Here is a 25,356-nt window from a genome sequence, read left to right as displayed (position 1 = left end):
GCCTCTTGAAATTCCCTACAGTGGCAACATCCAAAAATGGCCTCCCAGAGAAACAACATGAAAATAGAGACCTTGCCCCTGCCCTCCCAGCCAGACCACGCCGCCAAACCCGCCCAGCAGGCGGGCAAACGCTGGCGCGCGCCGGCGGTGGCCCTGATCGTGCTGGCCGTGGCCGGCGGCGGCTGGAGCGTCATGCAATCGCGCAGCCAGGCGCCGGCGGCACCGGCAGCGGCCGGCAGCGCCGCCGACAAGAAACCCAAGGGCCCGGACGTGTACGAGCTGGCCGCCGCCGACGTGGCCGCCATCGATGCGCGCGCGCTGTCGCTCAGCCTGCCACTGTCCGGATCGCTGGCCCCCATCAGCCAGGCCACCATCAAGGCCAAGGTCTCGGGCGAAGTACGGGAAACCACGGTGCGCGAAGGCATGGCGGTGACCCGGGGCCAGCTGCTGGCGCGGCTGGACCAGGCCGACCTGCAGGCCCGCCTGACGCAGCAGCAAGCCGTGCTGGACGAGGCGCAGGCCAAGCTGGCCCTGGCCAGCCGCAACCACGCCAACAGCCAGGCCCTGCTCAAGCAAAACTACATTTCCTCGACTTCCTACGACACCACCGCCAACGGCGTGGAACTGGCGCGGGCCAACGTGAAATCGGCCAGCGCCATGGTGGACATGGCCCGCATTGCGCTGAACGACAGCGTGATCCGCGCGCCGATGAGTGGGGTCGTTTCCAAACGCCATGTGCAGGCGGGCGAAAAAGTCGCGCCTGACATGCCCGTCTACACCATCGTCAACCTGGACGAGCTGACCCTGGAGGCGCAAGTGCCGACCTCGGAGATCCCGCGCGTGAAAGCGGGCCAGGAAGTGGCCTTCCGGGTCGATGGCTTCACAGTCAATGGCCAGCCGCGCGAATTCCACGGCAAGGTGGCGCGCATCAATCCGACCGCCGAGCCGGGCTCGCGCGCCATGCTGGTCTACATTTCGGTGCCGAACAAGGACGGCGCCCTGCTGGGCGGCATGTTCGCCAAGGGCAATATCGTCACCGAGCGCTCGGCCGTCATGCCGCTGGTGCCGGTGGACGCGCTGCGCAGCGACGGCGGCCGCCAGGTGGTGTACAAGGTGGACCAGGGCAAGGTGGTGGCGCAGCCGGTGACGCTGGGCCTGCGCAACGAGGACACCGGCTACGCCGAAGTGACCGCGGGCCTGCAGCCGGGGGCGCAGGTGATCGTGGCCAAGCTGGACGCGGTGAAACCGGGCGCCCGGGTCAAGCTGGCCGCGCCGGCCGCCGCCCCGGCGGCGTCCGCCACGGCCAAGGCCAGCGTGCCGGGCCAGCGGAGCTGAGCCATGTGGATCACCAAAGTCAGCATTAAAAATCCGGTGTTCGCCACCATGGTCATGGTGGCGCTGATGGTGCTGGGCCTGTTCGCCTACCAGCGCCTGGGCGTGGAATCCATGCCCAATGTGCAGCTGCCGTTCGCCGCCATCGAGATCGAATACCCGGGCGCTTCGCCGGAAGCGGTGGAGAACGACATCACGCGGCCGGTGGAAGACATCGTCAACACCGTCAGCGGCGTGAAGACCATCCGCGCCAACTCGTGGGAAGGCCGGGCCGGCATCTACCTGGAATTCCAGCTGTCCACCAATATGGACCGCGCGATGCAGGAACTGCGCGACAAGGTGGCGCTGGTGCGTCCGCGCTTCCCCAGGGAAGCCAAGGACCCCTTCATCGCGCGCGAGGAAGGCGACAATGAGCGCCCGGTGGTGACGCTGTCGCTCAGCTCGGACAAGCACAGCCTGCGCGAGCTGTCCACCATGACCGACCAGATCATCACCAAGCGCTTCCAGAACGTGGCCGGCGTGGGCCAGGTGCGCGTGCTGGGCACCACCAAGCGCCAGGTGCTGATCAGCCTGAAGCCCAACGAGATGACGGCGCAGGGCATCGGCGTGGACGAGGTGATCCGCGCGATCCAGACCACCAACGCCAATCTGCCTGCCGGCAACATCAGCCAGTCCGTCACCGAACAGCTGGTGCGGGTGGAAGGCAAGATCAAGGACGCACGCGAGTTCAACAAGATCATCGTGGCGCGCCGCGCCAACGGCCCGGTCTACCTGGACCAGGTGGCCAGCGTGGTCGACGGCGAGGAAGAGGCGCTATCGTATTCGCGCATCGACGGCAAGCCCGGCATCTCGCTGGAAGTGACCAAGGTGCAGGACGCCAATGTGGTGGTGGTGGGCGAAGGCGTGCGCAAGGCCGCCGAGGCGCTGCAGCAGACGCTGCCGGCCGGGATCCGGCTGCACATCCTCGATTCGCAGTCCGAGCGCGTGCAAAGCCAGCTCGACAACGTGAAGCGCACCATCATCGAAGGCGCCGTGCTGACCATGGTGATCGTGTTCTTCTTCCTGAAGTCCTGGCGCTCGACCATCATCACCGGCCTGACCCTGCCCATCTCCGTCATGGCCAGCTTCATCGCCATGCAGGCCTTCGGCTTCACCTTGAACTTCCTGACCTTGATGGCGCTGTCGCTGTGCATCGGCCTGCTGATCGACGACGCCATCGTGGTGCGCGAAAACATCGTGCGCCACTTCGGCATGGGCAAGGACCACCACCAGGCGGCCGAGGACGGCACCAACGAGATCGGCCTGGCCGTCATGGCCACCACCTTCGCCATCGTGGCCGTGTTCATCCCGGTGGCCTTCATGGACGGCATCATCGGCCGCTTCTTCCTGCAGTTCGGCATCACCGTGGCGGTGGCCGTGCTGGTGTCGCTGTTCGTCTCCTTCACGCTGGACCCGATGCTGTCGTCGGTATGGCCGGATCCGGAGCAGGACCGCTTCAAGTACCTGCCGTGGCTGGGCCGCTTCATGGACTTCGTCGAGCGCGGCGTGGACAGCCTGCACGTGGTGTACGGCAAGGTGCTGGCGGTGGCGCTGGACTGGCGCAAGACCACGCTGGCGGTGACCGCCGCCATCTTCGCTGGCAGCCTGCTGCTGGTGCCGATGATAGGCGGCGAGATGTTCCCGGAAACCGATGAGGGCTGGGTCAACATGCGCTTTAAGACCCCGGTCGGCTCCAGCCTGGAATACACCAACGACAAGGTCAAGCAGGTGGAAGCGGCGCTGGCGCCGTTCAAGGAAATCGACAGCATCCTGTCCAACGTGGGCACGCGCGACGGCCGCAACTCGGCCGAGGTGAACCTGAAGCTGACGGACGTGAAGAAGACCCACCGCCGCTCGCAGAAGGCGCTGGAAAAAGCCATCCGCGAACGGCTGGCGCCGATTGCCGGCATCCAGCTGTCGGTGGGCCAGAAGCCGATCTTCATCGCCATCCTGGGCACCGACGAGGCCAAGCTGGACGCCGTGGCGCGCGAGCTGATGGACAAGATGCGCAAGATCAAGGGCGTGGCCGACCTGGAATACAGCCAGGAGGGCGCCAACCCGTCCACCATGATCAAGATCAACCAGGAACTGGCCAGCGACCTGGGCCTGTCGGTGCAGCAGATCGGCGCCGCCTTGCGGCCCTTCGTGGCCGGCGAGAAGGTCAGCCACTGGCTGGCCTCGGACGGCCAGAACTACGAAGTCAACGTGCAGCTGCCGAAGTCGGGCCGCCAGCGCGTGATGGACCTGGCCGACCTGTCGATCGCGTCCAGCAAAACCAACGCCGACGGCACGCCGCGCATGGTGCCGCTGCGCCAGGTGGTGGAATTCATCCCCGCGTCCAGCCCGCAGGTGCTGAAGCGCCAGGCACTGCAGCGCCGGGTGGCGGTGTACGCCGGCGTGGAAGGCCGTCCCGGCGGCGACGTGGACGCCGACGTGCAAAAGGCCATGAAGACCATCGTGCTGCCGGCCGGGGTACGCTTCGACGTGGCCGGCAACGCGCAGGAGATGGCCGAAACCATGAGCGGCGCCATGACGGCGCTGGGCGTGGCGGTGATCTTCATCTACCTGGTGCTGGCCTCGCAGTTCGGCAGCTTCCTGCAGCCGGTGGCCATCATGACGTCGCTGCCGCTGTCGCTGATCGGCGTGCTGCTGGCGCTGCTCATTACCGGCAGCACCTTGAACATCTTCTCGGTGATCGGTTTCATCATGCTGATGGGCCTGGTGACCAAGAACGCGATTTTGCTGGTGGACTTTACCAACCACGGCCAGCACGAAGGCCTGGGCCAGCGCGCAGCCATCATGCAAGCCGGCCAGGTGCGCCTGCGCCCCATCATGATGACCACCCTGGCGATGATCTTCGGCATGTTGCCGATGGCCATAGGCCTGGGCGACGGCGGCGAAACGCAGGCGCCCATGGGCCGCGCCGTGATCGGCGGCGTCATCACCTCCACCCTGCTGACGCTGGTGGTGGTGCCGGTGGCCTACACCTACCTGGACACGCTGGGCAAGCGCTGCGCGCGCTGGCTGGGCGGCCGCAAGGAAGCGGCCACGGTGGCAGCCGTGGCTGAACAAACCAAAACGGCGGATGCCGCCTGACCCCTGGAGCGATATGACTGGAGGAAGATCCGTGACCCTGGCCGCCCTGGCCGCCCTGGCCGCCCCGCTGCCGCTGCTGGCGCAGCCGGCGCCGGCGTCGGAACCGGTGGCCGCAGCGGTGGCCGTGACTGCTGCCGAACCCGCCGCCGAGCCTGCGGCCGAACCGGCCAGGGACAAGAACGCCGTGGTGGTCAACGGCATCCGCAACCCGGAGCTGAAGACCTACCGCGTGATGGCCGCCGGGCTGGACGCCTTCGACGACTACCACGAACTGGCGCCCACCGCGCCGGAAGTGCGCTTCAAGCTGCGCCCGCGCAGTGCGGCGCAGGCCGCCGACATGGAAAATCTCGCCATGCGCATTGCCGGCGACACCATCTCGATTCCGCTGCCGGTCGCGGCCGATCATACTTTCTCGCTGCCGCGCAGCGACGAAGCCAGGAAGGAAAACGCGGATCTGTTGCTGAACAAGCCCAAAGGCAGCTACCGCTGGCGGCCGGACATCCACAGCGTGGGCGTGCCGGAAGGCATGCGCCGGCTGGGCGACCTGCGGCTGGAATGCAAGGTGCTGGTGGCTACGGCCAAGGAGGAGATTGGATTCTTCTTTACCGGCGTGATCAACACGCTGCTGCTGACCACCGACTGGTGCAGCCACGAAAAGATACAGCTGTCCACGGCGGCAGCGCGCCGCATTGCCAGCGCCACGCTGACCTACGGCGACCAGCGCGTGCCGTTGAAGGTGAGCAGCGACGGCAACAGCTATACGCCGCCGCTGGGCAACAAAGCCTACCCGCACGACGCCCTGATCGACATCCAGTACGCCGATGAGCCGGCGGCCTGAGCCGCCTCGCCGGCGTCAGTTGACGGTCAGCACGGCGGCCGCGCTGGTGGCGCTGCCGTAGGTATTGGTGATCACCACGTCGTAGCTGGCAGCGTCGGCGCTGGCCACACTGGCGATGGTGTAGCTGGCCGCGGTGGCGCCCGTGATGTTGGTGCCGGCCTTGCGCCACTGGTAAGTCAGCGTCGGCGTGCCGGAGGCGGCCACGGTGAAGGTGGCCGGTTTTCCGGCCGCCACGGTCAGCGCCACCGGCTGGGTGGTAATGGCCGGCAACAGGCCCACCGTCAGCACGGCTGCAGTGCTGGTCACGCTGCCGAGGCTGTTGGTCACCACCACGTCGTAGCTGCCCGCATGGGTGGCATAGGCAGGGCTGAAGGTAAATTTGCTGGCGGTGACGCCGGGCACGGCCACGCCGTCCTTGCGCCACTGGTAGCTCAGCTTGCCGCCCGTTGCTACCACGCTGAAGCTGGCTTCCTGGCCGGCCACGACGGTCACGGCGACCGGCTGGGTGGTGATGGCGATCTGCGTGTCCGTCACCGCGGGTTCGCCGTCGCCGCCACCGCCGCCACAGGCGCCCAGGGACATGGTCAAGGCAGCGGCCATTGCACAGGCCGTCAGTTGCAGCAGATTCTTCTTCATATACAGTTCCCGCAGAGTAAAGTCAGCGAGAGTATAGGACCGCAACCATGCCGGGCAGACACGGTCTTGTGTAAAATTATGCAATAAGTTGTTACCAAACGTAACGGCGCGGCCGCTTCATTCCTGTGCGGGGGGCGCTTCCCCGGAGCTGTCGCCGGCGCTGTCGTCGCCATCCTGTTCGCTACCCTGCTCACCGTCAGGCCTGCTCTTTGCTTCCAGCTTGCGCCTCGCCTTCTCCTCGGCCTTTTTCTTCTTCTCCAGCTCTCGTTGGCGCTTTTCATACTGGAAATTTGTCTTAGCCATTTGCCACCTCTCTATGTTGCGAACGGTGTTCGTCCAGCTACATTATGACGCAGTTGCGGCCGACGCAAATTTTTCAGCCTCGGGGATGATGTTGCGCATGCAAATGCTTCAGGCGCTCGCGCGCCACATGGGTGTAAATCTGCGTGGTGGAGATGTCCGAGTGGCCCAGCAGCAGCTGCACCACGCGCAGGTCCGCGCCGTGGTTCAGCAAGTGGGTGGCGAAAGCGTGGCGCAGGGTGTGCGGCGACAGCGGCGAGGTGATGCCGGCCTTTTGCGCATGCTTCTTGATGATGACCCAGAACATCTGGCGCGTCATCGGCCCGCCGCGCGCGGTCACGAACAGCGCATCGTCCTGCTGGCCGTCCAGGATGGCCCAGCGCGCCTCGTGCATGTAGCGCTCTATCCACTGGCGCGCCTGGCCGCCAAACGGCACCAGGCGCGTCTTGGCGCCCTTGCCGGTGATGCGCAGCACGCCGTCGTTCAGGCTTAGCTCGAACGTCTTCAGCGCCACCAGTTCGGACACCCGCAGGCCGCTGGCATACATCAGCTCCAGCATGGTGCGCTCGCGCAGTCCCAGCGGCGTGCGCACGTCGGGCGCGGCCAGCAGCGCTTCCACCTGCGCCTCGCTGAGCGTGTGCACGAAGCGCTGCGCCTGCTTGGCGGAGGCCAGCTTCAGGCACGGATCGGCCGCCACCAGTTTCTGCCGCAGCGCATACTGGTAATAGCGTTTCAGCACCGACAGGCGGCGGTTGGATGTGCTGGCCTTGGTGTCCTCGTGGCGCGCGCTGAAATAGGCGTCGATGTCGTGCGTGGCCACCCCGTGCAGGCCGGCCACGGCCGGGCGCGCCACCGCCAGCCAGTGCGCGAACGCCTTCAGGTCGCGCCGGTAGGCGTCCAGCGAATTCTTCGCCAGGCCGTCCTCCAGCCACAGCGCGTCGCAGAAATCGTCGATCAAAGCAAGGTTGTCTGCTGCCATGCGTACTCGCTGTGTCCTTCGTGCGCCAGCAGCCAGCGCTTGACGTTCAGGTGGAAGCCGTTGGCGTCGTCGTGGTGGGCGAAGCCGCCCAGGCCGTTGGCGCCGGTCACGCGGTGGCACGGCACGGCCAGCGGGAACCAGTTCAGGCCGCAAGCCTGGCCGATGGCGCGCGGTGCCGATTCCAGGAATTTGGCCAGTTCGCCGTAAGTGCGCACCTGGCCGCGCGGAATGCTGCCGATGGCGGCCCACACGCGGCGCTGGAACTCGCTGCCGACCTTGGCCAGCGGCAAGGTGAACTGGAAGTCGGCGTCGGCGCAGTAGCGCAGGATCTGCTCGGCCGCCAGCGCGGCCACCGCGTCCTGCGCCTCCTTCTCGGCGTAGTCCGGCGGCAGGTAGACCAGTTCGGTCACCAGCGCGCCGCCGGTGCGGATGCCCATCGCGCCGAACGGGGTGGCGACGATGGCATTGAAAAGATGGCTACTCTGTTGTTTATTCATCACAGTTGTCGGGCAAAATGTTGCATCAATACTACACCACCAAAATGGGGCAGGCAAAAAAAAAGCGCACTGCAACAGTGCGCTTTCAATCCTGCTTGCACGGAACCGGCCGTTTGGCGTCGACGTAGCACACTTGTGGCGGCCTTCGGCGATCTTCCAACGACATACTGTGAACCGTGTGTCTCCTCAATGTATATGCGGCATTCAAGGCCGTTATTTTACTTACTCTCCCCACTAAACCTCATGTTCTTGCTACCAGGGCAGATATCGTTATTTGTTTTGTTTGCCTCTGGAGCGAAGCAATCATAACTGATCCACTTCGCTTTTTGCTCATTTTTTTGAGCCAAGAAAATTTTTAGTTTAGGAGTAAATCAAGTTAGGCAACCACAGCGAAATTTGTGGTACGTAGGTTACCACCACCAGGAAACCGAGCATGGTGAGCAGCCACGGCCACACCGCCACGGTCAGTTCGGTAATCCCCATTTTGGTGATTCCCGACGCCACATACAGGTTCAGGCCGACCGGCGGGTGGCACATGCCCACTTCCATGTTGACAACGATCAGGATGCCGAAGTGCACAGGATCGATGCCCAGCTTCATGGCCACCGGGAACAGGATGGGCGCCATGATCAGCACGATCGACGACGGTTCCATCACGTTACCGGCCAGCAGCAGCAGGATGTTGACCACCAGCAGGAAGCTGATCACGCCCAGGCCCTGGCCGGTGATCCACTCCGCCATTTGCTGCGGAATGTTTTCGCTGGTCATCAGGAAGGAGAACAGCACGGCGTTGGTGATGATGTAGAGCAGCATGGCCGACATCGCCGCCGAATCCAGCAGCACCTTGCCCACTTGCTTGAGCTTCAAGTCCTTGTAGACGAACACGGCAATGAAGAAGGCGTACACGGCTGCCATGGCGGCCGCCTCGGTCGGCGTGAACGCGCCGCTGTAGATGCCGCCCATCACGATGACGATCAGCAGCAAGCCCCAGGCGCTCTTGCGGAAGGTGGCCCAGCGTTCGCCCCAGCCGGCTTTCGGCATGCGCGGGTAGTTGTGCTTGCGGGCCAGGAACCAGGTGGTCACGCCCAGCAGGAAGGCCAGCATGATGCCCGGCACCACGCCGGCCATGAACAGCTTGCCCACCGAGGTATTGGTGGTGACCGAGTACATCACCATCACGATCGACGGCGGGATCAGGATGCCCAGCGCGCCCGAGGTGGTGATGACGCCGGCGCCGAAGCCCTTCGGGTAACCCTGGCGCACCATGGCCGGCAGGATGATGGAGCCGATCGCCACCACGGTGGCTGGCGAAGAGCCGGACACGGCCGCGAACAGCGCGCAGGCCAGCACGCCGGCCAGCGCCAGGCCGCCGTGCCAGTGGCCCACCATGGAAGTGGCGAAGTTGATCATGCGCCGCGCCACGCCCCCGTGGGTGAGGAAATTGCCCGCCAGGATGAAGAACGGGATGGCCATGATCTCGAACTTCTCGATGCCGGTAAACAGCTTGAGCGCCACCGATTCGATCGGCACCTCGGTCATGGTGAACAGGAAGGTCAGTACTGTCAGGCCGAGCGAGATGGAGATCGGCATGCCGGTCAGCATCAGCGCCAGCAGCAGCACGAAGATAATCATGGCGTTCATGCTTTGGCTCCTTTTTCTTCAGCCTTCAATTCGTCTTCCAGGCCCTCGACGTGCGAGTGGTCGTGTTTCGGCAGTTCGCCGGTGCGCACGAAGGCCACCATCACCTGCAGGAAGCGGAAGCACATCAGGTAGGAACCCAGCGGCACGGCCAGGTAGACCAGCCACATCGGCACTTCCAGGTCGGCCGAGGTCTGTTCGGTGTGGCCGATTTCCCACACGAAGGTGGCGCCCAGGGTGCCGACGATGCCGGTAAACAGCGCGCCGGCCAGCAGGCCGAAGATGACGAACTTGTTGCGCCACGGCGTGCTCATGCGGTTGATGATGACGTCCACGCCGACGTGGATGCCGGTCCGCACGCCGTAGGCGGCGCCGAACTTGGCCATCCACACGAACATGTAGATGCACAGCTCTTGCGCCCAGCTGGTGTTGATTTGAATCAGGGCGTCTTGCAGGCCGGGAATCGGCAGCCCTGACAGGTAGCGGTGCACCACCGCCACGAAAATGATGAAAGTGGCCAGACCCATCAGGGTCGCGATCAGCCATTCTTCCAGGTGGTCCAGGAATTTCATGGTCGAGATCTTTCCAGAGAAAGCGAGATAGGGGAAAGCGGCGGCGGCAGAACGCCGCCCCGCTCAGAGCCGCTGGGTGCTGTTACTTGGCAGCTTCTTTGTTGATGGCCTGGATCAGATCCTTGCCGATGCGGCCTTCCATGTCCTTCTGGACCGGCAGCAGCACCTTGCGCCATTCAGCTTGTTCCTTGGCGCTCAGGGTGTAGATTTCCGTCTTGCCGGCCTTCTTGATCGCTTCCATGGCCAGGTCGTTATCGCGCTGGGCGATGGCTTTCTCGAAGGTGGTGGCGTCGCGCATCGCGGTTTCCAGCGAGGTGCGGATGTCGGCCGGCAGGCCGTCCCAGAACTTCTTGTTGACGATCACGGCATAGCCCAGGTAGCCATGGTTGGACACGGTCACGTGCTTCTGCACTTCATGCATCTTCTGGGTGTACATATTCGACGGCGGATTCTCGGTGCCGTCCACCACGCCGGTCTGCAGCGCCTGGTAGACCTCGGAGAAGGCCAGCACCTGCGGGTTGGCGCCCAGCGTGCGCATCTGCGCGTCCAGCACCTTGGACGACTGAATGCGCATTTTCAGGCCCTTGAAGTCGGCCGGGGTGCGCAGCGGCTTGTTGGCCGACATCACCTTGAAGCCGTTGTCCCAGTACGCCAGGCCGGTGATGCCCTTGCTTTCCAGTTTCTTCAGCAAGCCCTTGCCGATCGGGCCTTCGGTCACGTTGTACAGCGCGGTCTTGGTGGGGAAGATGTACGGCAGGTCGAACGCTTCGAATTCCTTCACGCCCAGCGGGCCGAACTTGGCCAGCGACGGCGCCAGCATCTGCACCGCGCCCAGCTGCAGCGCTTCCAGTTCTTCCTTGTCCTTGTACAGCTGGCTGTTCGGGTACAGCTCGACCTTCACACGGCCATTGGTGGCTTTTTCCGCCAGTTGCTTGAAGCGCTCGGCGGCCTGGCCCTTCGGCGTGTCGGTGGCCACCACGTGGCTGAACTTGATGACGATAGGGGCTTGCGCGAAGGCGCTGAAGCTGGCGACGGCGCATAGCGCGGCCAGGGTGGCTTTCAGTTTCATGTGGGGTCTCCCGAGGGGTTAAAGTACATTATTATGGGTGCCATATCAGTTTGTAACATTCGTACGATACACGGCAACTGTGGAAAACCACAATAGCTGGCGACACATGAAAGTCTGATGCTCCGCCCCATGACCTCCGCCACCGACCGCCCGCCGCGTCCGCACTTCACCAACCCGGTGCGCTGGCTGCTGCCGGTGGTGCTGGTGCTGTTCTTCCTGGCCGTGCTGATCTGGCTGCCGTGGCAGGCGCGCCAGATGGAAAGCAGCGAGCGCCAGGAACAGCTGATTGCCGACACCTTGTGGGTGGAGCAGACCATCCGCTTCCAGCTGGGACGCCACGAAGAGGCCATGCGCACGCTGAGCGGCGAGATCGCCGCCGGCCATCTGAGCCCGAAACAATTGCATGCGCGATTGGTACAACTGTTGCAAACAGGACACGAAATCCGCCGCGTGATGTGGGTGCTGCCGGACGGCTCGGTGGCCGCCACCAGCGATCCGGCCACGGCGCCCTCGGCCCAGTCCGGCCTCGGTCCGCACTCGCGCGCCGCCGCCGAGCACGCGCGCCTGGCCCGCAAGCCCATCTACAGCCAGCCCGAGCTCCTGCCCGGCGCCAGCAAGCCCGGCCTGGACTACCACTACCCTGTATACAGTGGCGAGCGCTACCTCGGCACGCTGGTGGCGCACTATTCGCTGGCCACCGTGCTCGACGAGCTGGTGCCGTGGTGGTTCGCCCAGGACAACCAGATCACCCTGCTCGACCGCGACGACAAGGTGCTGGCGCGCCGCTCGGCCGCCGGCGCCGGCCACGGCGTCTACACCCACAAGCGCGCGCTGGACCTGCCCGGCACCTCGGTGACGCTGCTGACCGACAGCGTCAAGAGCGAGCCGCGCCTGCTGCCCAACCTGCTGGTCGGCTCGGTGATCGTGCTGTCGCTGGCCTTGCTGTGGAGCCTGCTCGCGCTGTGGGGCCACATCTCGCGCCGCCTGGCCGCCGAGGGCGCGCTGCGCCAGCAGATGACCTTCCGCACCGCGATGGAAAATTCGCTGGTGACCGGCTTGCGCGCGCGCGACCTGGAAGGCCGCGTCACCTACGTCAACCCGGCGTTCTGCCAGATCGTCGGCTACCCGCCGGAAGAGCTGATCGGCAAGCTGCCGCCTATGCCCTACTGGGCGCCGGAAGTGATGAGCGAATACCAGCACCGCTTCGCCGAAGTACTGGCCGGCAACGTCACGCCGCAGTTCGAAACCATTTTCCAGCGCGCCACAGGCGAGCGGGTGCCGGTGCTGATTTTCGAGGCGCCGCTGGTCGACAACAACGGCAAGCAGACCGGCTGGATGGGCTCCATCCTGGACATTTCGGACCGCAAGCGCATTGAAGAGCTGAACCGGCAGCAGGAACAGAAGCTGCAGACCAGCGCGCGCCTGGCCACCATGGGCGAGCTGGCCTCGATGCTGGCGCACGAGCTGAACCAGCCGCTGGCGGCCATTTCCAGCTACACCACCGGCGCCCTGAACGTGATGCAGCGCGCCGAGGACACCGGCCAGCCGCTCGACGGCGGCCTGCTGCGGCCGGCCTTGCAGCAGGCCGGTGCGCAGGCCCAGCGTGCCGGCCAGATCATCCGCAGCGTGCACCAGTTCGTGAAGAAGCGCGCGCCGGAGCGGCGCGAAGTGGCGGTCCAGTCACTGCTGGACGGCATCGAAGCGCTGATCGAACTACAGGCGCGGCAGAGCTATGTCGCGCTGCAGGCCGATATCCCGGCCGCGCTGCCGCTGGTGCTGGCCGACCGCGTCATGATAGAACAGGTGCTGCTGAACCTGACCCGCAACGGCATCGAAGCCATGGCCCAGGTGCCGCCCGAGCGCCGCCTGCTGCGCGTGCGCGCCAGCCACGACGCGGCGGCCGCGCAGGTGATGGTGGAAGTGATCGACCAGGGCCACGGCATCCCGGACGACGTGGCCGAGCGCCTGTTTGCGCCCTTCTTCTCCACCAAGGCCGAAGGCATGGGCATGGGTTTGAGCATTTGCCGCACCGCGATAGAATTCCATGGCGGCACGCTGGTGCACAAGGCCAACCCGGCCGGTGGCACCATTTTCGCATTCACGCTGCCGGCCGCCGGCGCGCATTAAAACAACAGGGGACTTAACTATGCTGCATATCGTGGACGACGAAGCCGTAGTGCGCGACTCGCTTTCCTGGCTGGCCTCGTCGCGCGCCATCGCCGCCACCGCTTACGCCAGCGCGGCCGACTTCCTGGAGTGGACCGAGCGCGCCGCCTTCGACCCGCAGGGCGACTGCGTGCTGCTGGACGTGCGCATGCCCGACATCAGCGGCGTGGCCGTGTTCGACCAGCTGGCCGCGCGCGGCCTGACGCAGCGCCTGCCGGTGATCTTCCTGACCGGCCACGGCGACGTGCCGATGGCGGTCGACACCCTCAAGCGCGGCGCCTTCGACTTTTTCGAAAAGCCCTTCAACGACAACCAGCTGATGGACCGGGTGCAGGAAGGCCTGGCCAACTCGCGCCAGGCAAGCGCCTCGGCCGCCGTGCACGCGCGCCTGGCCACGCTGTCCACGCGCGAGCGCGAAGTGCTGGACCTGATCCTGGCCGGCAAGATGAACAAGGTAGTGGCCGATCAGCTCGGCATCAGCATGCGCACGGTGGAAGTCCACCGCGCCCACATCTTCGACAAGATGCAGGTCAAGACCGCTGTCGAACTGGCCGGCCTGCTGAAATAATTCGCGCCGCAGCGGCGCCCGCCTGCCTTGCCGAAAAATTACTTTACCACTTATATAACTGCTGATATTATTTCCCCATGAAACCTGGACTTGGAACCCAATTGCGCCATCTGATCGACCTGCTGGACGGGGCGGTAGGCGCCGCCTACGAGGAAGCGGGGCTGGCTTACCGGCCGCGCTACACGCCGGTGATGCGCGCGCTGATGCAGGGCGAGCCGCGCACCATCGGCCAGATCGCGGAAGCGGCCGGCATCACGCAGCCGGCCGCCACCCAGACCATCGCGCTGATGCTCAAGGCCGGGCTGATCGCATCCGAGCCCGGTGCGCTCGACGGCCGCCAGAAGATGATCAGCCTGAGCGCGCAAGGCCAGGCGCTGCTGCCGCAGCTGCAGCAGTGCTGGCAAGCCACGGCGGCGGCGGCGCGCAGCCTGGACGCCGACCTGCCCTACCCGCTGTCGGAAACGCTGGCCCACGCCATCGCTGCGCTGGAGCGGCAACCGTTCGGCGCGCGCATCCGCGCCGCCCGCAACGCGGACACCGAAAGCGGCACCGAAAAACAAGCCGGCCACCAGGAGGCATCATGAACGCTACGCAGCACGCTGTTCCAACTTCCCCCGCACCGTCCGCCGGCCTTGGCGCGCGCGTCGCGCGCTGGCCGCTGACCCGCATCCTGCTGGCCACGCTGGCCATGGTGCTGCCGGTGGCGGCGGTGCTGGTGTTTGCGCATGTGGCGCTGGAAAAATCCATGCGCGTGGCGTGGCCGCAGTTGCTGGCCGCCGCGCTGTGCGTGCTGGGCTACCGCCTCTACGTGGCGAAAATCGAAAAGCGCGTGCCGGACGAACTGGCCCTGGCCGGCGCCGCGCGCGAGACCGCCACCGGCATCGCCTGGGGGACGGCCCTGTCGCTGGGGGTGATAGGCGCGCTGGCGGCGGCCGGCGCCTTCCAGGTGGTGGGCAACAATGGCTGGCCCGCCCTCTTCAAGCCGGTGGCCGAACTGGTGCTGGTGGCCGCGTTTGAAGAACTGCTGTTCCGCGCCATGCTGCTGCGCATCCTGCAAAACGCCCTGGGCACGCGCTGGGCGCTGGCAATGTCGTCGTTCGTCTTCGCGCTGGCGCATTTCCCGAACGACGGCGTCAGCGCGCTCGGCCTGGTGATCACCGTGGCCGCCGGCGTGATGTTCGGCGCCGCCTACCTGAAGACGGGCCGCCTGTGGCTGGCCGCCGGCCTGCACTTCGCCTGGAACTTCATCACCGGCACCGTGTTCTCGCTGCCGGTGTCCGGCGGCGCAGCCAAAGGCTGGATCATCGGCCGCCTGAACGGGCCGGAATGGCTCAGCGGCGGCAGCTACGGCCTGGAGGCGTCGGCCGTCACGCTGCTGGCCGTCGTTGCCGTTACCGTACTGCTGGCGCGCCAGCCGGCCGCCGGCACGGTGGCCTGATCCGCAAGCTTGCGGCGGCCTACCGGCCCAGCCGCTCCAGCTTGGCCACGCTCAGGTCGAGCACCTTCATGCCGAAGCTGCCGAAATTGATCTGCGCGCGGCAATTGGCGCCGCTGCCTTCGATGTTGACGATCACGCCTTCGCCGAACTTGCCGTGCGAGACGGATTCGCCGATGCGCCAGCCGCTGCCGCCGCCCGACTTCTGCGCCATGCGCTGGGCCAGCGCGTTGTCGCTGCCCAGGTTCAGCGGCGCCTCGTCCCAGGCCGACTTCTTGTTGGCGAACCAGTGCGACTGCACCTTCGGCGACAGCCATTTCAGGGACTCTTCCGGCAGCTCGTCGAAGAAGCGCGACTTCATGTTGTAGCGGGTCTGGCCGTGCAGCATGCGGGTCTGCGAGAAGCACATGTACAGGCGCTTGCGCGCGCGCGTGATGGCCACGTACATCAGGCGCCGTTCCTCTTCCACGCCGCCGTCCTCCTTCGAGCTGCTTTCGTGCGGGAACAGGCCCTCTTCCAGGCCCGTGATGAAGACGTTGTCGAATTCCAGCCCCTTGGCCGAGTGCACCGTCATCATCTGCAGCGCATCCTGCCCGGCTTGCGCCTGGTTGTCGCCCGCCTCCAGCGAAGCGTGCGACAGGAAGGCCGACAGCGGCGACATGACGGTGGCCAGCGGCGCGTCCGCGTCCAGGATCTCGATACCGTCTTCATTGACGATGGGTGCGCCGGCCTGCGCGTCCGCGCGCGGGCCCAGGTGTGCGGGCGCGCCCTGGCCGTAGCCTTCTTCTGACACAAACTGCGTGGCCGCGCTGACCATCTGCTCCAAGTTCTCGATGCGGTCCGCGCCCTCTTTCTCGGTGGCGTAGTGGGTCAGCAGGGTACTGCCTTCCAATACCACGCGCACCAGTTCGGGCAGCGCCATCTGCTGCGTTTCAAAGCGCATGCCTTCGATCATCTTGACGAAGCCGGCCAGCGAAGTGCCGGCCTTGCCCGTCATATAGGGCACCGCCGCGTACAGCGAGATGCCGTACTGCTGCGCCGCGCCCTGCAGGTTCTCGATGGTGCGCACGCCGATGCCGCGCGTGGGGAAGTTCACCACGCGCAGGAAGGCCGAGTCGTTGTGCGGATTGTCCATCAGCTGCAGGTAGGCGATGGCGTGCTTGACCTCGGCGCGCTGGAAGTAGCGCAGGCCGCCGTACACGTGGTACGGAATGCCGGCCGAGAACAGCGCGTGCTCGATCACGCGCGACTGCGCGTTGGAGCGGTACAGCACCGCGATCTCGCTGCGCGAGGCGCCTTCGCCGATCAGGCTCTTGGTCTCCTCGATGATCCACTGCGCTTCCTGCAGGTCCGAACTGGCTTCGTATACGCGCACCGGTTCGCCGTGCCCGGCGTCGGTGCGCAGGTTCTTGCCCAGGCGCTTGCTGTTGTTGGCGATCAGCATATTGGCCGCATCCAGGATGTGGCCGTGCGAGCGGTAGTTCTGCTCCAGCTTGATCAGGTTCTTGACGTTGAACTCCTGCTCGAAGGCGCGCATATTGCCCACGTTGGCGCCGCGGAAGGCGTAGATGCTCTGGTCGTCGTCGCCCACCGCGAACAGCGCGCTGCTGCCCTGGCTCTGCCCCTGGCCGGACAACAGCTTCAGCCATTTGTACTGCAGGTCGTTGGTATCCTGGAATTCGTCAACCAGGATGTGCTTGAAACGCTGCTGGTAATGCTCGCGCAGCGGCTGGTTGCGGCTCAGCAGCTCGTAGCTGCGCAGCAGCAGTTCGGCAAAATCCACCACCCCTTCGCGCTGGCACTGGTCGTCGTACAGGCCGTACAGCTCCACCATCTTGCGTTCGTTGGCGTCGTAGGCTTCCACGTCGGCGGCGCGCAGGCCGGCGTCCTTGGCGCTGTTGATGAAGTACATCACCGACTTGGCGGGGAATTTCTCGTCGTCGATGTTGAAGGCTTTCAGCAGGCGCTTGATGGCCGACAGCTGGTCCTGCGAATCGAGGATCTGGAAGGTCTGCGGCAGCGCCGCGTCGCGGTAGTGCGTGCGCAGCAGGCGGTTGCACAGGCCGTGGAAAGTGCCGATCCACATGCCGCGTGTATTGATCGGCAACATTGCCGACAGACGCGTCAGCATCTCCTTCGCGGCCTTGTTGGTGAACGTTACCGCCAGGATGCCGGCCGGCGAGACCTGGCCGGTCTGGATCAGCCAGGCGATGCGGGTGGTCAGGACGCGGGTCTTGCCGGAGCCGGCGCCGGCCAGGATCAGCGCGCTCTGGGCCGGCAGCGTGACGGCGGCAAGTTGCTCGGGATTGAGGTTGTGGAGGAGATTTTGCATCCCGTGATTATACCGGGGCAGGCTGCGCCCCGGTATAAAACACTGGATATCCAATCAGCCCTTGGGCGCCGGCACGGCCTCGGCACGGCCGCTGCGCACGGCTTCCTGGATCATGGCGCGGACGGCCTCGTCGGCCTCGCGGCTCAGGCGGCCCTGCTCGCGGCCCAGCTCCCCCATCTTCTGGCCCAGCTCCCGCATCGGCTTGCTGGCTTCGCGCATTTGCGCGCTCAGTGCTTGCATGGGCGCTTTTCTGGCGGCCATCTCGGCGTGCGCTTTCGCAAATTCGGCGGTGAGTTCCTTCATTTGCTGCTTGAACGGCTCCATTTGCGTTGTCAGCGCGTCCATTTCACGCTGCAGCGTTTCACGATCGGCGCCGGCAGCACCGGCGTCGCGGCTGCGCTCCATTCTGCGCGCCACGGCTTCCATCTTGCGTGCCACGGCTTCCTGCTGCCGCGCGACCTGCTCGATCTTGTCGTGCTGCACGCCGCGCCCGGCGCGCTCGGACTGCTCGGACGCGGCGCGCATCTTCTCGCTCAGCGCTTCCATGGCTTTGTTGTGCTGCTCCATGGCTTTGTTGTGCTCCTTCATTTGCAGGTTCAGCGCATCGGCCGGCGCCCAGGCGGCGCTGGCCTTGGCCAGCAAGGCGGGATCCTTGATCAGCCAGGCCTGGTTGCCGTCGCGGTACCAGATGAAGTCACCCTTCACGGCGTCCTCCAGCCGGCTCAATTCCGCCATGTCGCCACGGCCGGAGTAGATCGCGGTATAGCCGTCGCCACGCTTGATGCCGTAGGCATCCTTGGCCTTGTCGTTCATGGTCAGGCGTCCGAAGTTCATGCGGACGCGTCCCGGCGCACGCGCCGAAGGCTCGCCGGACAGCATGGGCGCTGGCGGCGCCGCTGCGGCTGCGGGGGCGGCCGGCGCAGCGGGGGCGGCTACGGCGGCCGGGGCAGGCGCTGGCGCCGGGGCAGGCGCAGGAGCCGGCGCCGGACGGGCTGCAGGCGCGGGAGCCGGTGCAGGTGCAGGTGCAGGTGCAGGTGCAGGTGCAGGTGCAGGCGCAGGACGCGCTTCGGGCGCGGCCGGCACCTGCGGCTTGGCGGCGGCCGGCGGGTCCAGCATGGCCAGGGGGGGCGGCGGCGGAACAGGCACCATCCTGGCCGGGACGGCGGGCACGGCCGGGACGGCCGGCGCGTCGAGGGCCGGCGCCGGCGGCACGGCCGGCGGCTGCGGCGCGGCGTGGGCGTACAGCACGGCGCAGGCGGTGCACAGGCCGAACAGGGGCGCGGCAATCTTCCAGCTCAGCGGCTGGCTGTCTGGGCGGACCAGACGTTTAATACGGGACATGAGGTTTCCTCCTTGAGCCCCCAGCGCAGGCTGGGGGGTGGCGAACTGGAAGCGGTCCAGTTCGGACAGTGCAAGGGCCAGGCGCCGCGGTTCGCCGAGCGTGCTTGCGGCTAAATCATCTGCAATCTGCTCCCGCTCGTCGCGGATGTGCCGGGACAGCATCCACACGCTCGGGTGGTAAAACAACAAAATCTCGATGGCGCTCTGGACCAGGTTGACCAGGTAGTCGTGGCGCTTGATGTGGGCCAGTTCGTGCGCCAGCAGCGCTTCCAGCAGGCCGGCCGGCATGCCGGTGAGCAAGGACGCCGGCACCAGCACCACTGGCTTCCAGCAGCCGGCCGTCATGGGCGAGTCCAGGTGTTCGGCCACCGCCAGGCGCACCGGGCGGTTCAGGCCGAGGCGCAGCGCCAGGCGGTCCAGGCGCTGCTGCCATTGGAGGTTGGGCGCCTGCCGCGCTTCCAGGGTGCGCTCGCGCACCCACATCAGTCCGAGCGACAAGCGCAAGGTCATGAACGCGGCGCCGCTGGCCCACAGCAGCACCAGCCAGGGCAGCTGCCGCTGCAGCATGTATTGCCAGGAGATCAGCCAGCCGTCCTCCATCAGCACCGGCATCGCCACGGCGGCGCCGCCCAACGCGCCGGAGCCGGCCATCATCAGCACGGCAGGGTCTGCGGCGGGCGCGGCGCCGGCCGCGTCCAGCACGCGCCAGACGATGCCGGCCAGTGGCAGCGCGGCGCACAGCAGCAAGGCGACGCACGCTACCGCGTAGCGCGCCTGCGGGCGGGCGTTGCGCAACAGTTGCAGGGCCAGCGACGCCGCCCAGCCGATCAGCAGGCCCTGCCAGACGAAGTGAAGCAGCGACCAGCCTATGGCGGGCATCAGCAGGGACAGCAACTCGGCCATGAAAGACTCCTTGAAATATGCAATGTAGATTAAATGATCTAGAACGCACTGTCTAGAACTTTTTTTCTACTTCCAGCCGCGCAGGTGGCGGGGCGGAGCATCAAGGTAGCGCGTAATGCGCGGCGGTGCGGGGGATTTGCGACAGAATGCCGCCTGCGCGGTGCAGGCGGCGGAATGGCGGGGAAACTGCGGCGCTTAGAATTCGACCACGGAACGGATCGATTCGCCGGACTTCATCAGGTCGAAGCCCTGGTTGATGTCTTCCAGCTTGAGCTTGTGGGTGATCAGGTCATCGATGTTGAGCTTGCCTTCCATGTACCAGTCGACAATCTTCGGCACATCGGTGCGGCCGCGCGCGCCGCCGAAGGCGGAACCCTTCCACACCCGGCCGGTGACCAGCTGGAACGGACGGGTGGAGATCTCCTGCCCGGCCGCCGCCACGCCGATGATGATGGACTGGCCCCAGCCCTTGTGGCAGCACTCCAGCGCCTGGCGCATGGTGGTGGTGTTGCCGATGCATTCGAAGCTGTAGTCGGCGCCGCCGTCGGTGAGCTGGACGATGGCGTCCACCACGTTTTCCACCTTGGTCGGGTTGACGAAATGCGTCATGCCGAACTTGCGCGCCATCTCTTCGCGCGCCGGGTTGATGTCGACACCGATGATCTTGTCGGCGCCGACCATCTTGGCAGCCTGGATCACGTTCAGGCCGATGCCGCCCAGGCCGAACACCACCACATTGGCGCCCGCCTCCACCTTGGCGGTAAACAGCACCGCGCCCACGCCGGTGGTGACGCCGCAGCCGATGTAGCAGACCTTGTCGAACGGCGCGTCAGAACGGATCTTGGCCAGCGCGATTTCCGGCACCACGATGTAGTTGGAGAAGGTGGAGGTGCCCATGTAGTGGAAAATGGGCTTGCCGTCGATGGAGAAACGGCTGGTGGCGTCGGGCATCAGGCCGCGCCCCTGGGTCGAGCGGATCGACTGGCACAGGTTGGTTTTTTGCGACAGGCAGAATTTGCACTGGCGGCATTCCGGCGTGTACAGCGGAATGACGTGGTCGTCCTTCTTCAGCGTTTTCACGCCGGGGCCGACGTCCACCACCACGCCGGCGCCCTCATGGCCGAGAATGGCGGGGAAAATGCCTTCCGGGTCGGCGCCGGACAGGGTGTAGTAATCGGTGTGGCAAATGCCGGTGGCCTTGATCTCCACCAGTACTTCACCCTCGCGCGGGCCGCCCAGTTCCACTTCCTCGATGGTCAGCGGAGCGCCGGATTGCCATGCCACGGCTGCTTTGGTTTTCATGCTTGTTTCCTGTGTCTCATTAAACGGGATAACCCGCATGATAACAAGGAATGCAAGATTACACCGGCAACAAGCCCGCCCCCGCCGTCCGCCGTTCGTTCCACAGGCGGCGCAACTGGCCGGCCAGCCGCAGCGGCTCGAGCGGCTTGGCAATGATGCCGGCCGCGCCGGCCGCCACGTAGCGCGCCACGTCGGCGGCCGACACCAGGCCGGTGACGAACATGGCCGGGGTGTAGCACAGGTGCGGCATGCGGCGCAGCTGCGCCAGCGTGGCCACGCCGTCGCTGCCCGGCGCCTGCACGTCCAGCAGGATCAGGTCGGGCTGGAAATCGGCCGCCACCAGCAGCGCGTTGCTGCCGGAGCCGCAGTCGCGCACCTGGAAATGGCCGATCACTTCGAGCGCCATCTTGGCCACCCCGCGCACGTGCGGGTCGTCCTCCACGTAGAGGATGCTGCTAAGCTCGCCGCTCATGTTGTCTCCTCCTGCATGGCCACCGGCTCGATGCCCAGCATGTGGGACACGGTGCGCCACAGCTGGCGTGGGGAGGTCCAAGGCTTGGGCAGGAAGGCGTGCGCCTGCGTGCGCAGGCCGGGATGGCGCGCCGAGTACAGCAGCACCGGGGTGCTCTCCTGCTGCTGCCGCAGGCGCTGCAGCAGCTCGGTGCCGTCGCCGTCCGGCAAGTCGGGGTCCAGCACCACCAGCGCGAAGCTGGCCTGCTCCACGGCGCGCACCGCGTCGGCCAGCGTGGCCGCGTGGTGCACTTCGGTTTCCGGCACCAGCAGCGTGGCCAGCACCAGCGCCGAATCGCCGTCGCCGTCGACGTGCAGCACGCGCGGCACTTCCTGGTACTCGGCCGCCAGCTCTTCCAGGACGCCGTCCAGGGTGTTCAAATCGTCTTTCATGGTGTTCTCCGCCCGCAGCCATGGGCTGCAGTTTGCTTGAATTCAGGATGCAAGGTCGGCGGAGCTGGGCCGAAATTCAGATACAGCGGCAGGGAAAGGGCGCGCTGAATGGGGAAAGCGAGCGGGGGCGGTTCAGGACCCCGGGCTATGGCGGTAGTTTAGCGTATTTCCGAAAAGAAGCAGATCTTATTTTTTCAGCCGTGTATTAAAAGCAGCATGCAAGCCATTCAATGTTTCCTCGGCGGTCAGCAACTGGTCGGCGATTTCATTGATCTTGCGGCGGCTGGAACGGGCATGGTCGCGCAGCACTTCGAAGGCGGTGTTGCGGTCGGTCTGGAATTTGCACATCAGCAGGCCCACGGCCAGGCTGGTTTCGCGCCCGGCGGCCAGCGCGGCGTTCAGATTCAGTTCGGTGCGCCGCAGCTGGCGGATCTCGTCGGCCCGCGCCAGGCCGGCTTCGAATGCCGGCATCAGGTGCTGCTCGTCCACCGGCTTGACCACGAAGCCCACCGCGCCGTAGGCGGCGGCCTGCTTGGCGGCGTCGCTGTCGCCGCGGCCGGACAGGAACATGAACGGCACCGACGTGTTGCGGTTGAGCTGCTTGGCCAGTTCCAGGCCGGACATGCCGGGCATGTGGATGTCGAGCAGGGCCATGTCCGGCTCGCGCTCGGCCACCTGGGCCAGCGCCTGGTCTGCCGAATAGGCCAGCACCGTGTCGTAGCCGGCATGGCCCAGCACTTCGCTGAGGAAGGCGGCCAGCAACTGGTCGTCGTCGACGATGAGTATCAGGCGCTTCGCCGGGGTGGGTGCATTCATGGTCGCAACCTTGAGCGGAAGATAATGCGACCGATTATAAAACGATCACGCCGCGCTGGAGCGAATTTCTTCGTGCCCGGCCTGGGCGGTGAACAAGGCGTTGAAATCGCGCACGGCCCGGGCCGGGTCCGGCGCCATGTAGACGCCGCTGACGCAGGCCACCATCTGCACTCCGCGCGCCACCAGCGGCGCGGCGTTGTGCGGCGTCATGCCGCCGATGACCACGCGCGGCAGCCCGATGCGCCGGCGCGCTTCGTCCAGGATGGCCGGCTGGGTGGTGACGGCGTACTGCTTCACGCGCGACGGGTAGAAGCCGCCGAAGGCGGCGTAGCTGGCGCCGGCGTCCTGCGCGTCCAGCGCCAGCTGCATGTCGCCGTAGCAGGAGGCGCCAATGATGGCGCCCGGCCCCAGCCGCGCGCGGGTCTCGGCGATGCGGGCGTCGGTGCCGCCCAGGTGCACGCCGTCCGCGCCGATCAGCAGGCACAGGTCGACATGGTCGTTGACCACGAAGGGCACGTTGTAGCGGCGGCACAGGGCCAGCAGCGCCGCGCTTTGCTCCATGCGCAATTCGGCGCCGGCGTGCTTGTGGCGGTACTGCAGCAGGGCCACGCCTTGCGCCAGCGCCAGCTCGCTCACGGCGAGCAGGCGGGATGTGTCGTCCCAGTCGGGGGTTACCAGGTAAAGTCCTTGCATGGCGTGTCTCTCTTTCTTGTGTAGTAGTGGCTAGCGTTGCGGAATGCGCTGTCCGGGAGCGATGGCGAAGGCGGCCGCCAGCGCGCGGTGGGTGTAGCCCTGAGCCCGCGCCAGCGCCTGCTGCATGGGATAGCCGTGCGCCAGCAGGGCGGCGATGGCGGCGGCCAGCGTGCAGCCGCTGCCGTGGAACTCGCCCGGCAGGCGGGCCCAGCTCCAGCCGTGGCCCGACGAGGGCGCCGGCTCGGTCGCCGCGCTGAACCAGCGGTTGATGACGGTGTCGCCGGCGCCGTGGCCGCCGGTGACCAGCACGTGGCGGCAGCCCTGATCGAGCAGCGCACGCGCGGCGCCGCGCGCGATCGCGTCGTCGCCGGGGCCGGCGCTGCCGTAGCCGGCGGCCAGCGCCGCCGCCTCCGGGCCGTTGGGGGTGATCAGCGTCACCAGCGGCAGCAGCACGGCCAGCGCCTGCACCGCATCGCCGCGCGAGAGCAGGTCGCCATGGCCGCTGGCCAGCACCGGGTCGAGCACCACGGGCAGCTCCGGCGATGTCCTGCGCAGTTGCGCGATCACTTGCGCGATCGCGGCCGCGTTCGCCGCGCTGCCGGGAATGCCGATCTTGACCGCGTCGACCTCCCCCTTGGCGAGCAGCGCGCGCGCCTGGCGCGACACCACGTCCGGCGCCACCGGCAGCACCTCGTGGACGCGGTCGTTGTCCTGCACCGTCAGCGCGGTGATGACCGGCAGCGCGTGCGCGCCCTGCGCGTGGATCGCCAGGATGTCGGCGGCGATGCCGGCGCCGCCGGACGGATCGGCGCCGGAAAACACCAGCACGCAGCGCGGCCTGGCCGGGCGCGCCGTCATGCCCTCGGTCATACCATGCGGCCCGCCATCGGGGACGACGGCGAGGCGGCGAACTTGCGCGCGATGCGGCCGGCCAGGAAGGCTTCGCGGCCGGCCTGCACGCCCAGCTTCATGGCGCGCGCCATGCGCACCGGGTCCTGCGCGCCGGCGATGGCGGTGTTCATCAGCACGCCGTCGCAGCCCAGCTCCATGGCGATGGCCGCGTCCGACGCCGTGCCCACGCCGGCGTCCACCAGCACCGGCACCTTGGCCTGCTCGATGATGAGCGACAGGTTCCACGGGTTGAGGATGCCCATGCCGGAGCCGATCAGCGACGCCAGCGGCATCACCGCCACGCAGCCGATGTCCTCCAGCATGCGCGCCTGGATCGGGTCGTCGCTGCAGTACACCATCACGTCGAAGCCGCCTTTCACCAGCTCCTTCGCGGCCACCAGCGTTTCGGGCATGTTGGGGAACAGCGTCTTCTCGTCGCCCAGCACTTCCAGCTTCACCAGCTTGTGGCCGTTGAGCAGCTCGCGCGCCATCTGCAGCGTGTAGACCGCGTCCTTGGCCGTGTAGCAGCCGGCCGTGTTGGGCAGGATGGTGTACTGCGACGGCGGCAGCACGTCCAGCAGGCTGGGGGTATCCGGGTTCTGGCCGATATTCACGCGGCGGATCGCCACCGTGATGATTTCCGCCGCCGCCGCGTCGGTTGCCTCGCGGGTCTGCTGCAGGTCCTTGTACTTGCCGCTGCCCACCAGCAGGCGCGAGCGGTAGCTCTTGCCCGCGATGGTCAGCAGGTCCTCGTTCTCGTTCTGGTTTTGGTCACGCATTGCTCTCTCCTTGTGTTGTTCAGCCGCCGCCGATGGCGCGCACGATGTCCACTTTGTCCTGCGGCTGCAGGGCGCGGCCGCGCCAAGCCTGGCGCGGCACCACGGTGCGGTTCACCGCCAGCGCCAGCGCCTGGTGCGCCAGCCCCAGCTCCTCCACCAGGGCCTGCAGGCTGTGCTGCGGCGGCACGCTGCGCGGCTCGCCGTTCAGCTCGATTGCGATAAAAGTCATGG

General features: G+C 66.4%; 24 protein-coding genes. 7 read left to right on the top strand and 17 right to left on the bottom strand.

The window, feature by feature from the left end; all coding sequences use genetic code 11:
- Positions 1-57: 57 nt before the first annotated feature.
- The 3 genes from ASD15_RS08770 to ASD15_RS08760 are packed head-to-tail and all read left to right on the top strand — an operon-like array spanning position 58 to position 5,305.
- Positions 58-1,335 carry an efflux RND transporter periplasmic adaptor subunit gene (locus tag ASD15_RS08770; protein ID WP_057154454.1) on the top strand — a complete coding sequence of 426 codons (1,278 nt, stop codon included), beginning with the start codon at positions 58-60 and terminating at the stop codon, positions 1,333-1,335.
- A gap of 3 nt (positions 1,336-1,338) precedes the next feature.
- Entirely contained in the window at positions 1,339-4,467 is a 3,129-nt protein-coding gene (locus tag ASD15_RS08765) for an efflux RND transporter permease subunit (RefSeq protein ID WP_057154453.1), read from the top strand.
- A gap of 31 nt (positions 4,468-4,498) precedes the next feature.
- Positions 4,499-5,305, top strand: a complete 807-nt coding sequence (locus tag ASD15_RS08760; protein ID WP_057154452.1) for a hypothetical protein — start codon at positions 4,499-4,501, stop codon at positions 5,303-5,305.
- Between the two features lie 15 nt (positions 5,306-5,320).
- Here ASD15_RS08760 and ASD15_RS08755 read toward each other — a convergent pair whose 3' ends face one another.
- The 7 genes from ASD15_RS08755 to ASD15_RS08725 form a co-directional block, all read right to left on the bottom strand.
- Positions 5,321-5,941, bottom strand: a complete 621-nt coding sequence (locus ASD15_RS08755) for an immunoglobulin domain-containing protein (RefSeq protein ID WP_057154451.1) — start codon at positions 5,939-5,941, stop codon at positions 5,321-5,323.
- 117 nt (positions 5,942-6,058) lie between these two features.
- Positions 6,059-6,244: a hypothetical protein gene (locus tag ASD15_RS08750; protein ID WP_057154450.1), complete on the bottom strand. Its 186-nt coding sequence runs from the start codon at positions 6,242-6,244 to the stop codon at positions 6,059-6,061.
- 73 nt (positions 6,245-6,317) lie between these two features.
- The gene (xerD, locus tag ASD15_RS08745) at positions 6,318-7,220 is read right to left on the bottom strand and encodes a site-specific tyrosine recombinase XerD (protein WP_057154449.1); all 903 of its coding nucleotides are present in this window, start codon (positions 7,218-7,220) and stop codon (positions 6,318-6,320) included.
- Positions 7,196-7,717, bottom strand: a complete 522-nt coding sequence (locus ASD15_RS08740; RefSeq protein ID WP_057154448.1) for a methylated-DNA--[protein]-cysteine S-methyltransferase — start codon at positions 7,715-7,717, stop codon at positions 7,196-7,198. Before ASD15_RS08740 ends, xerD begins: the two co-directional genes overlap by 25 nt.
- A 360-nt stretch (positions 7,718-8,077) precedes the next feature.
- Positions 8,078-9,358 carry a TRAP transporter large permease gene (locus ASD15_RS08735; RefSeq protein ID WP_057154447.1) on the bottom strand — a complete coding sequence of 427 codons (1,281 nt, stop codon included), beginning with the start codon at positions 9,356-9,358 and terminating at the stop codon, positions 8,078-8,080.
- The gene (locus tag ASD15_RS08730) at positions 9,355-9,927 is read right to left on the bottom strand and encodes a TRAP transporter small permease (protein ID WP_057154446.1); all 573 of its coding nucleotides are present in this window, start codon (positions 9,925-9,927) and stop codon (positions 9,355-9,357) included. Before ASD15_RS08730 ends, ASD15_RS08735 begins: the two co-directional genes overlap by 4 nt.
- 82 nt (positions 9,928-10,009) lie before the next feature.
- Positions 10,010-10,996, bottom strand: a complete 987-nt coding sequence (locus ASD15_RS08725) for a TRAP transporter substrate-binding protein (RefSeq protein WP_057154445.1) — start codon at positions 10,994-10,996, stop codon at positions 10,010-10,012.
- A gap of 117 nt (positions 10,997-11,113) precedes the next feature.
- Here ASD15_RS08725 and ASD15_RS08720 point away from each other — a divergent pair, with 117 nt between their 5' ends.
- The 4 genes from ASD15_RS08720 to ASD15_RS08705 all read left to right on the top strand — a co-directional run bounded on the left by ASD15_RS08720 (position 11,114) and on the right by ASD15_RS08705 (position 15,168).
- On the top strand, positions 11,114-13,123 hold the full coding sequence (locus tag ASD15_RS08720; protein ID WP_057154444.1) for a PAS domain S-box protein: 2,010 nt from the start codon (positions 11,114-11,116) through the stop codon (positions 13,121-13,123).
- A gap of 19 nt (positions 13,124-13,142) precedes the next feature.
- Positions 13,143-13,730 carry a response regulator transcription factor gene (locus ASD15_RS08715; protein WP_057154443.1) on the top strand — a complete coding sequence of 196 codons (588 nt, stop codon included), beginning with the start codon at positions 13,143-13,145 and terminating at the stop codon, positions 13,728-13,730.
- Positions 13,731-13,831: 101 nt separating this feature from the next.
- Positions 13,832-14,314 carry a MarR family winged helix-turn-helix transcriptional regulator gene (locus tag ASD15_RS08710; RefSeq protein WP_229418117.1) on the top strand — a complete coding sequence of 161 codons (483 nt, stop codon included), beginning with the start codon at positions 13,832-13,834 and terminating at the stop codon, positions 14,312-14,314.
- Positions 14,311-15,168: a CPBP family intramembrane glutamic endopeptidase gene (locus ASD15_RS08705; protein WP_057154441.1), complete on the top strand. Its 858-nt coding sequence runs from the start codon at positions 14,311-14,313 to the stop codon at positions 15,166-15,168. The genes ASD15_RS08710 and ASD15_RS08705 overlap by 4 nt, the downstream gene beginning before the upstream one ends.
- A gap of 19 nt (positions 15,169-15,187) precedes the next feature.
- On the opposite strand, the gene ASD15_RS08700 is transcribed toward ASD15_RS08705, so the two are convergent.
- The 10 genes from ASD15_RS08700 to thiS form a co-directional block, all read right to left on the bottom strand.
- A complete protein-coding gene (locus ASD15_RS08700; protein ID WP_057154440.1) occupies positions 15,188-17,497 on the bottom strand; it encodes a UvrD-helicase domain-containing protein in 2,310 nt (769 codons plus the stop codon).
- A 54-nt stretch (positions 17,498-17,551) separates the two neighbouring features.
- Positions 17,552-19,741, bottom strand: a complete 2,190-nt coding sequence (locus ASD15_RS08695) for a M56 family metallopeptidase (RefSeq protein ID WP_057154439.1) — start codon at positions 19,739-19,741, stop codon at positions 17,552-17,554.
- Positions 19,742-19,936: 195 nt separating this feature from the next.
- Positions 19,937-21,043 (bottom strand): S-(hydroxymethyl)glutathione dehydrogenase/class III alcohol dehydrogenase, encoded by a 1,107-nt coding sequence (locus ASD15_RS08690; RefSeq protein WP_057154438.1) that lies wholly within the window; start codon positions 21,041-21,043, stop codon positions 19,937-19,939.
- A gap of 58 nt (positions 21,044-21,101) precedes the next feature.
- Positions 21,102-21,515, bottom strand: coding sequence for a response regulator (locus ASD15_RS08685; RefSeq protein ID WP_057154437.1), 414 nt, complete (start codon positions 21,513-21,515; stop codon positions 21,102-21,104).
- A complete protein-coding gene (locus ASD15_RS08680; protein WP_057154436.1) occupies positions 21,512-21,946 on the bottom strand; it encodes a response regulator in 435 nt (144 codons plus the stop codon). The genes ASD15_RS08685 and ASD15_RS08680 overlap by 4 nt, the downstream gene beginning before the upstream one ends.
- A gap of 186 nt (positions 21,947-22,132) precedes the next feature.
- Positions 22,133-22,762, bottom strand: coding sequence for an ANTAR domain-containing response regulator (locus tag ASD15_RS08675; protein ID WP_057154435.1), 630 nt, complete (start codon positions 22,760-22,762; stop codon positions 22,133-22,135).
- 45 nt (positions 22,763-22,807) lie between these two features.
- The gene (gene thiE, locus ASD15_RS08670; RefSeq protein WP_057154434.1) at positions 22,808-23,455 is read right to left on the bottom strand and encodes a thiamine phosphate synthase; all 648 of its coding nucleotides are present in this window, start codon (positions 23,453-23,455) and stop codon (positions 22,808-22,810) included.
- Positions 23,456-23,485: 30 nt separating this feature from the next.
- Complete coding sequence (locus ASD15_RS08665; protein WP_229418116.1) at positions 23,486-24,325, bottom strand: hydroxymethylpyrimidine/phosphomethylpyrimidine kinase; 840 nt, start codon at positions 24,323-24,325, stop codon at positions 23,486-23,488.
- Positions 24,322-25,125, bottom strand: coding sequence for a thiazole synthase (locus tag ASD15_RS08660; protein WP_057154433.1), 804 nt, complete (start codon positions 25,123-25,125; stop codon positions 24,322-24,324). The genes ASD15_RS08665 and ASD15_RS08660 overlap by 4 nt, the downstream gene beginning before the upstream one ends.
- Positions 25,126-25,144: 19 nt before the next feature.
- Entirely contained in the window at positions 25,145-25,354 is a 210-nt protein-coding gene (gene thiS, locus ASD15_RS08655; RefSeq protein WP_057154432.1) for a sulfur carrier protein ThiS, read from the bottom strand.
- Positions 25,355-25,356: the final 2 nt, after the last annotated feature.

The organism is Massilia sp. Root351, from assembly GCF_001425045.1.
GTDB lineage: Bacteria > Pseudomonadota > Gammaproteobacteria > Burkholderiales > Burkholderiaceae_D > Rugamonas.
This window is presented reverse-complemented; position numbering and strand designations above follow the sequence as displayed.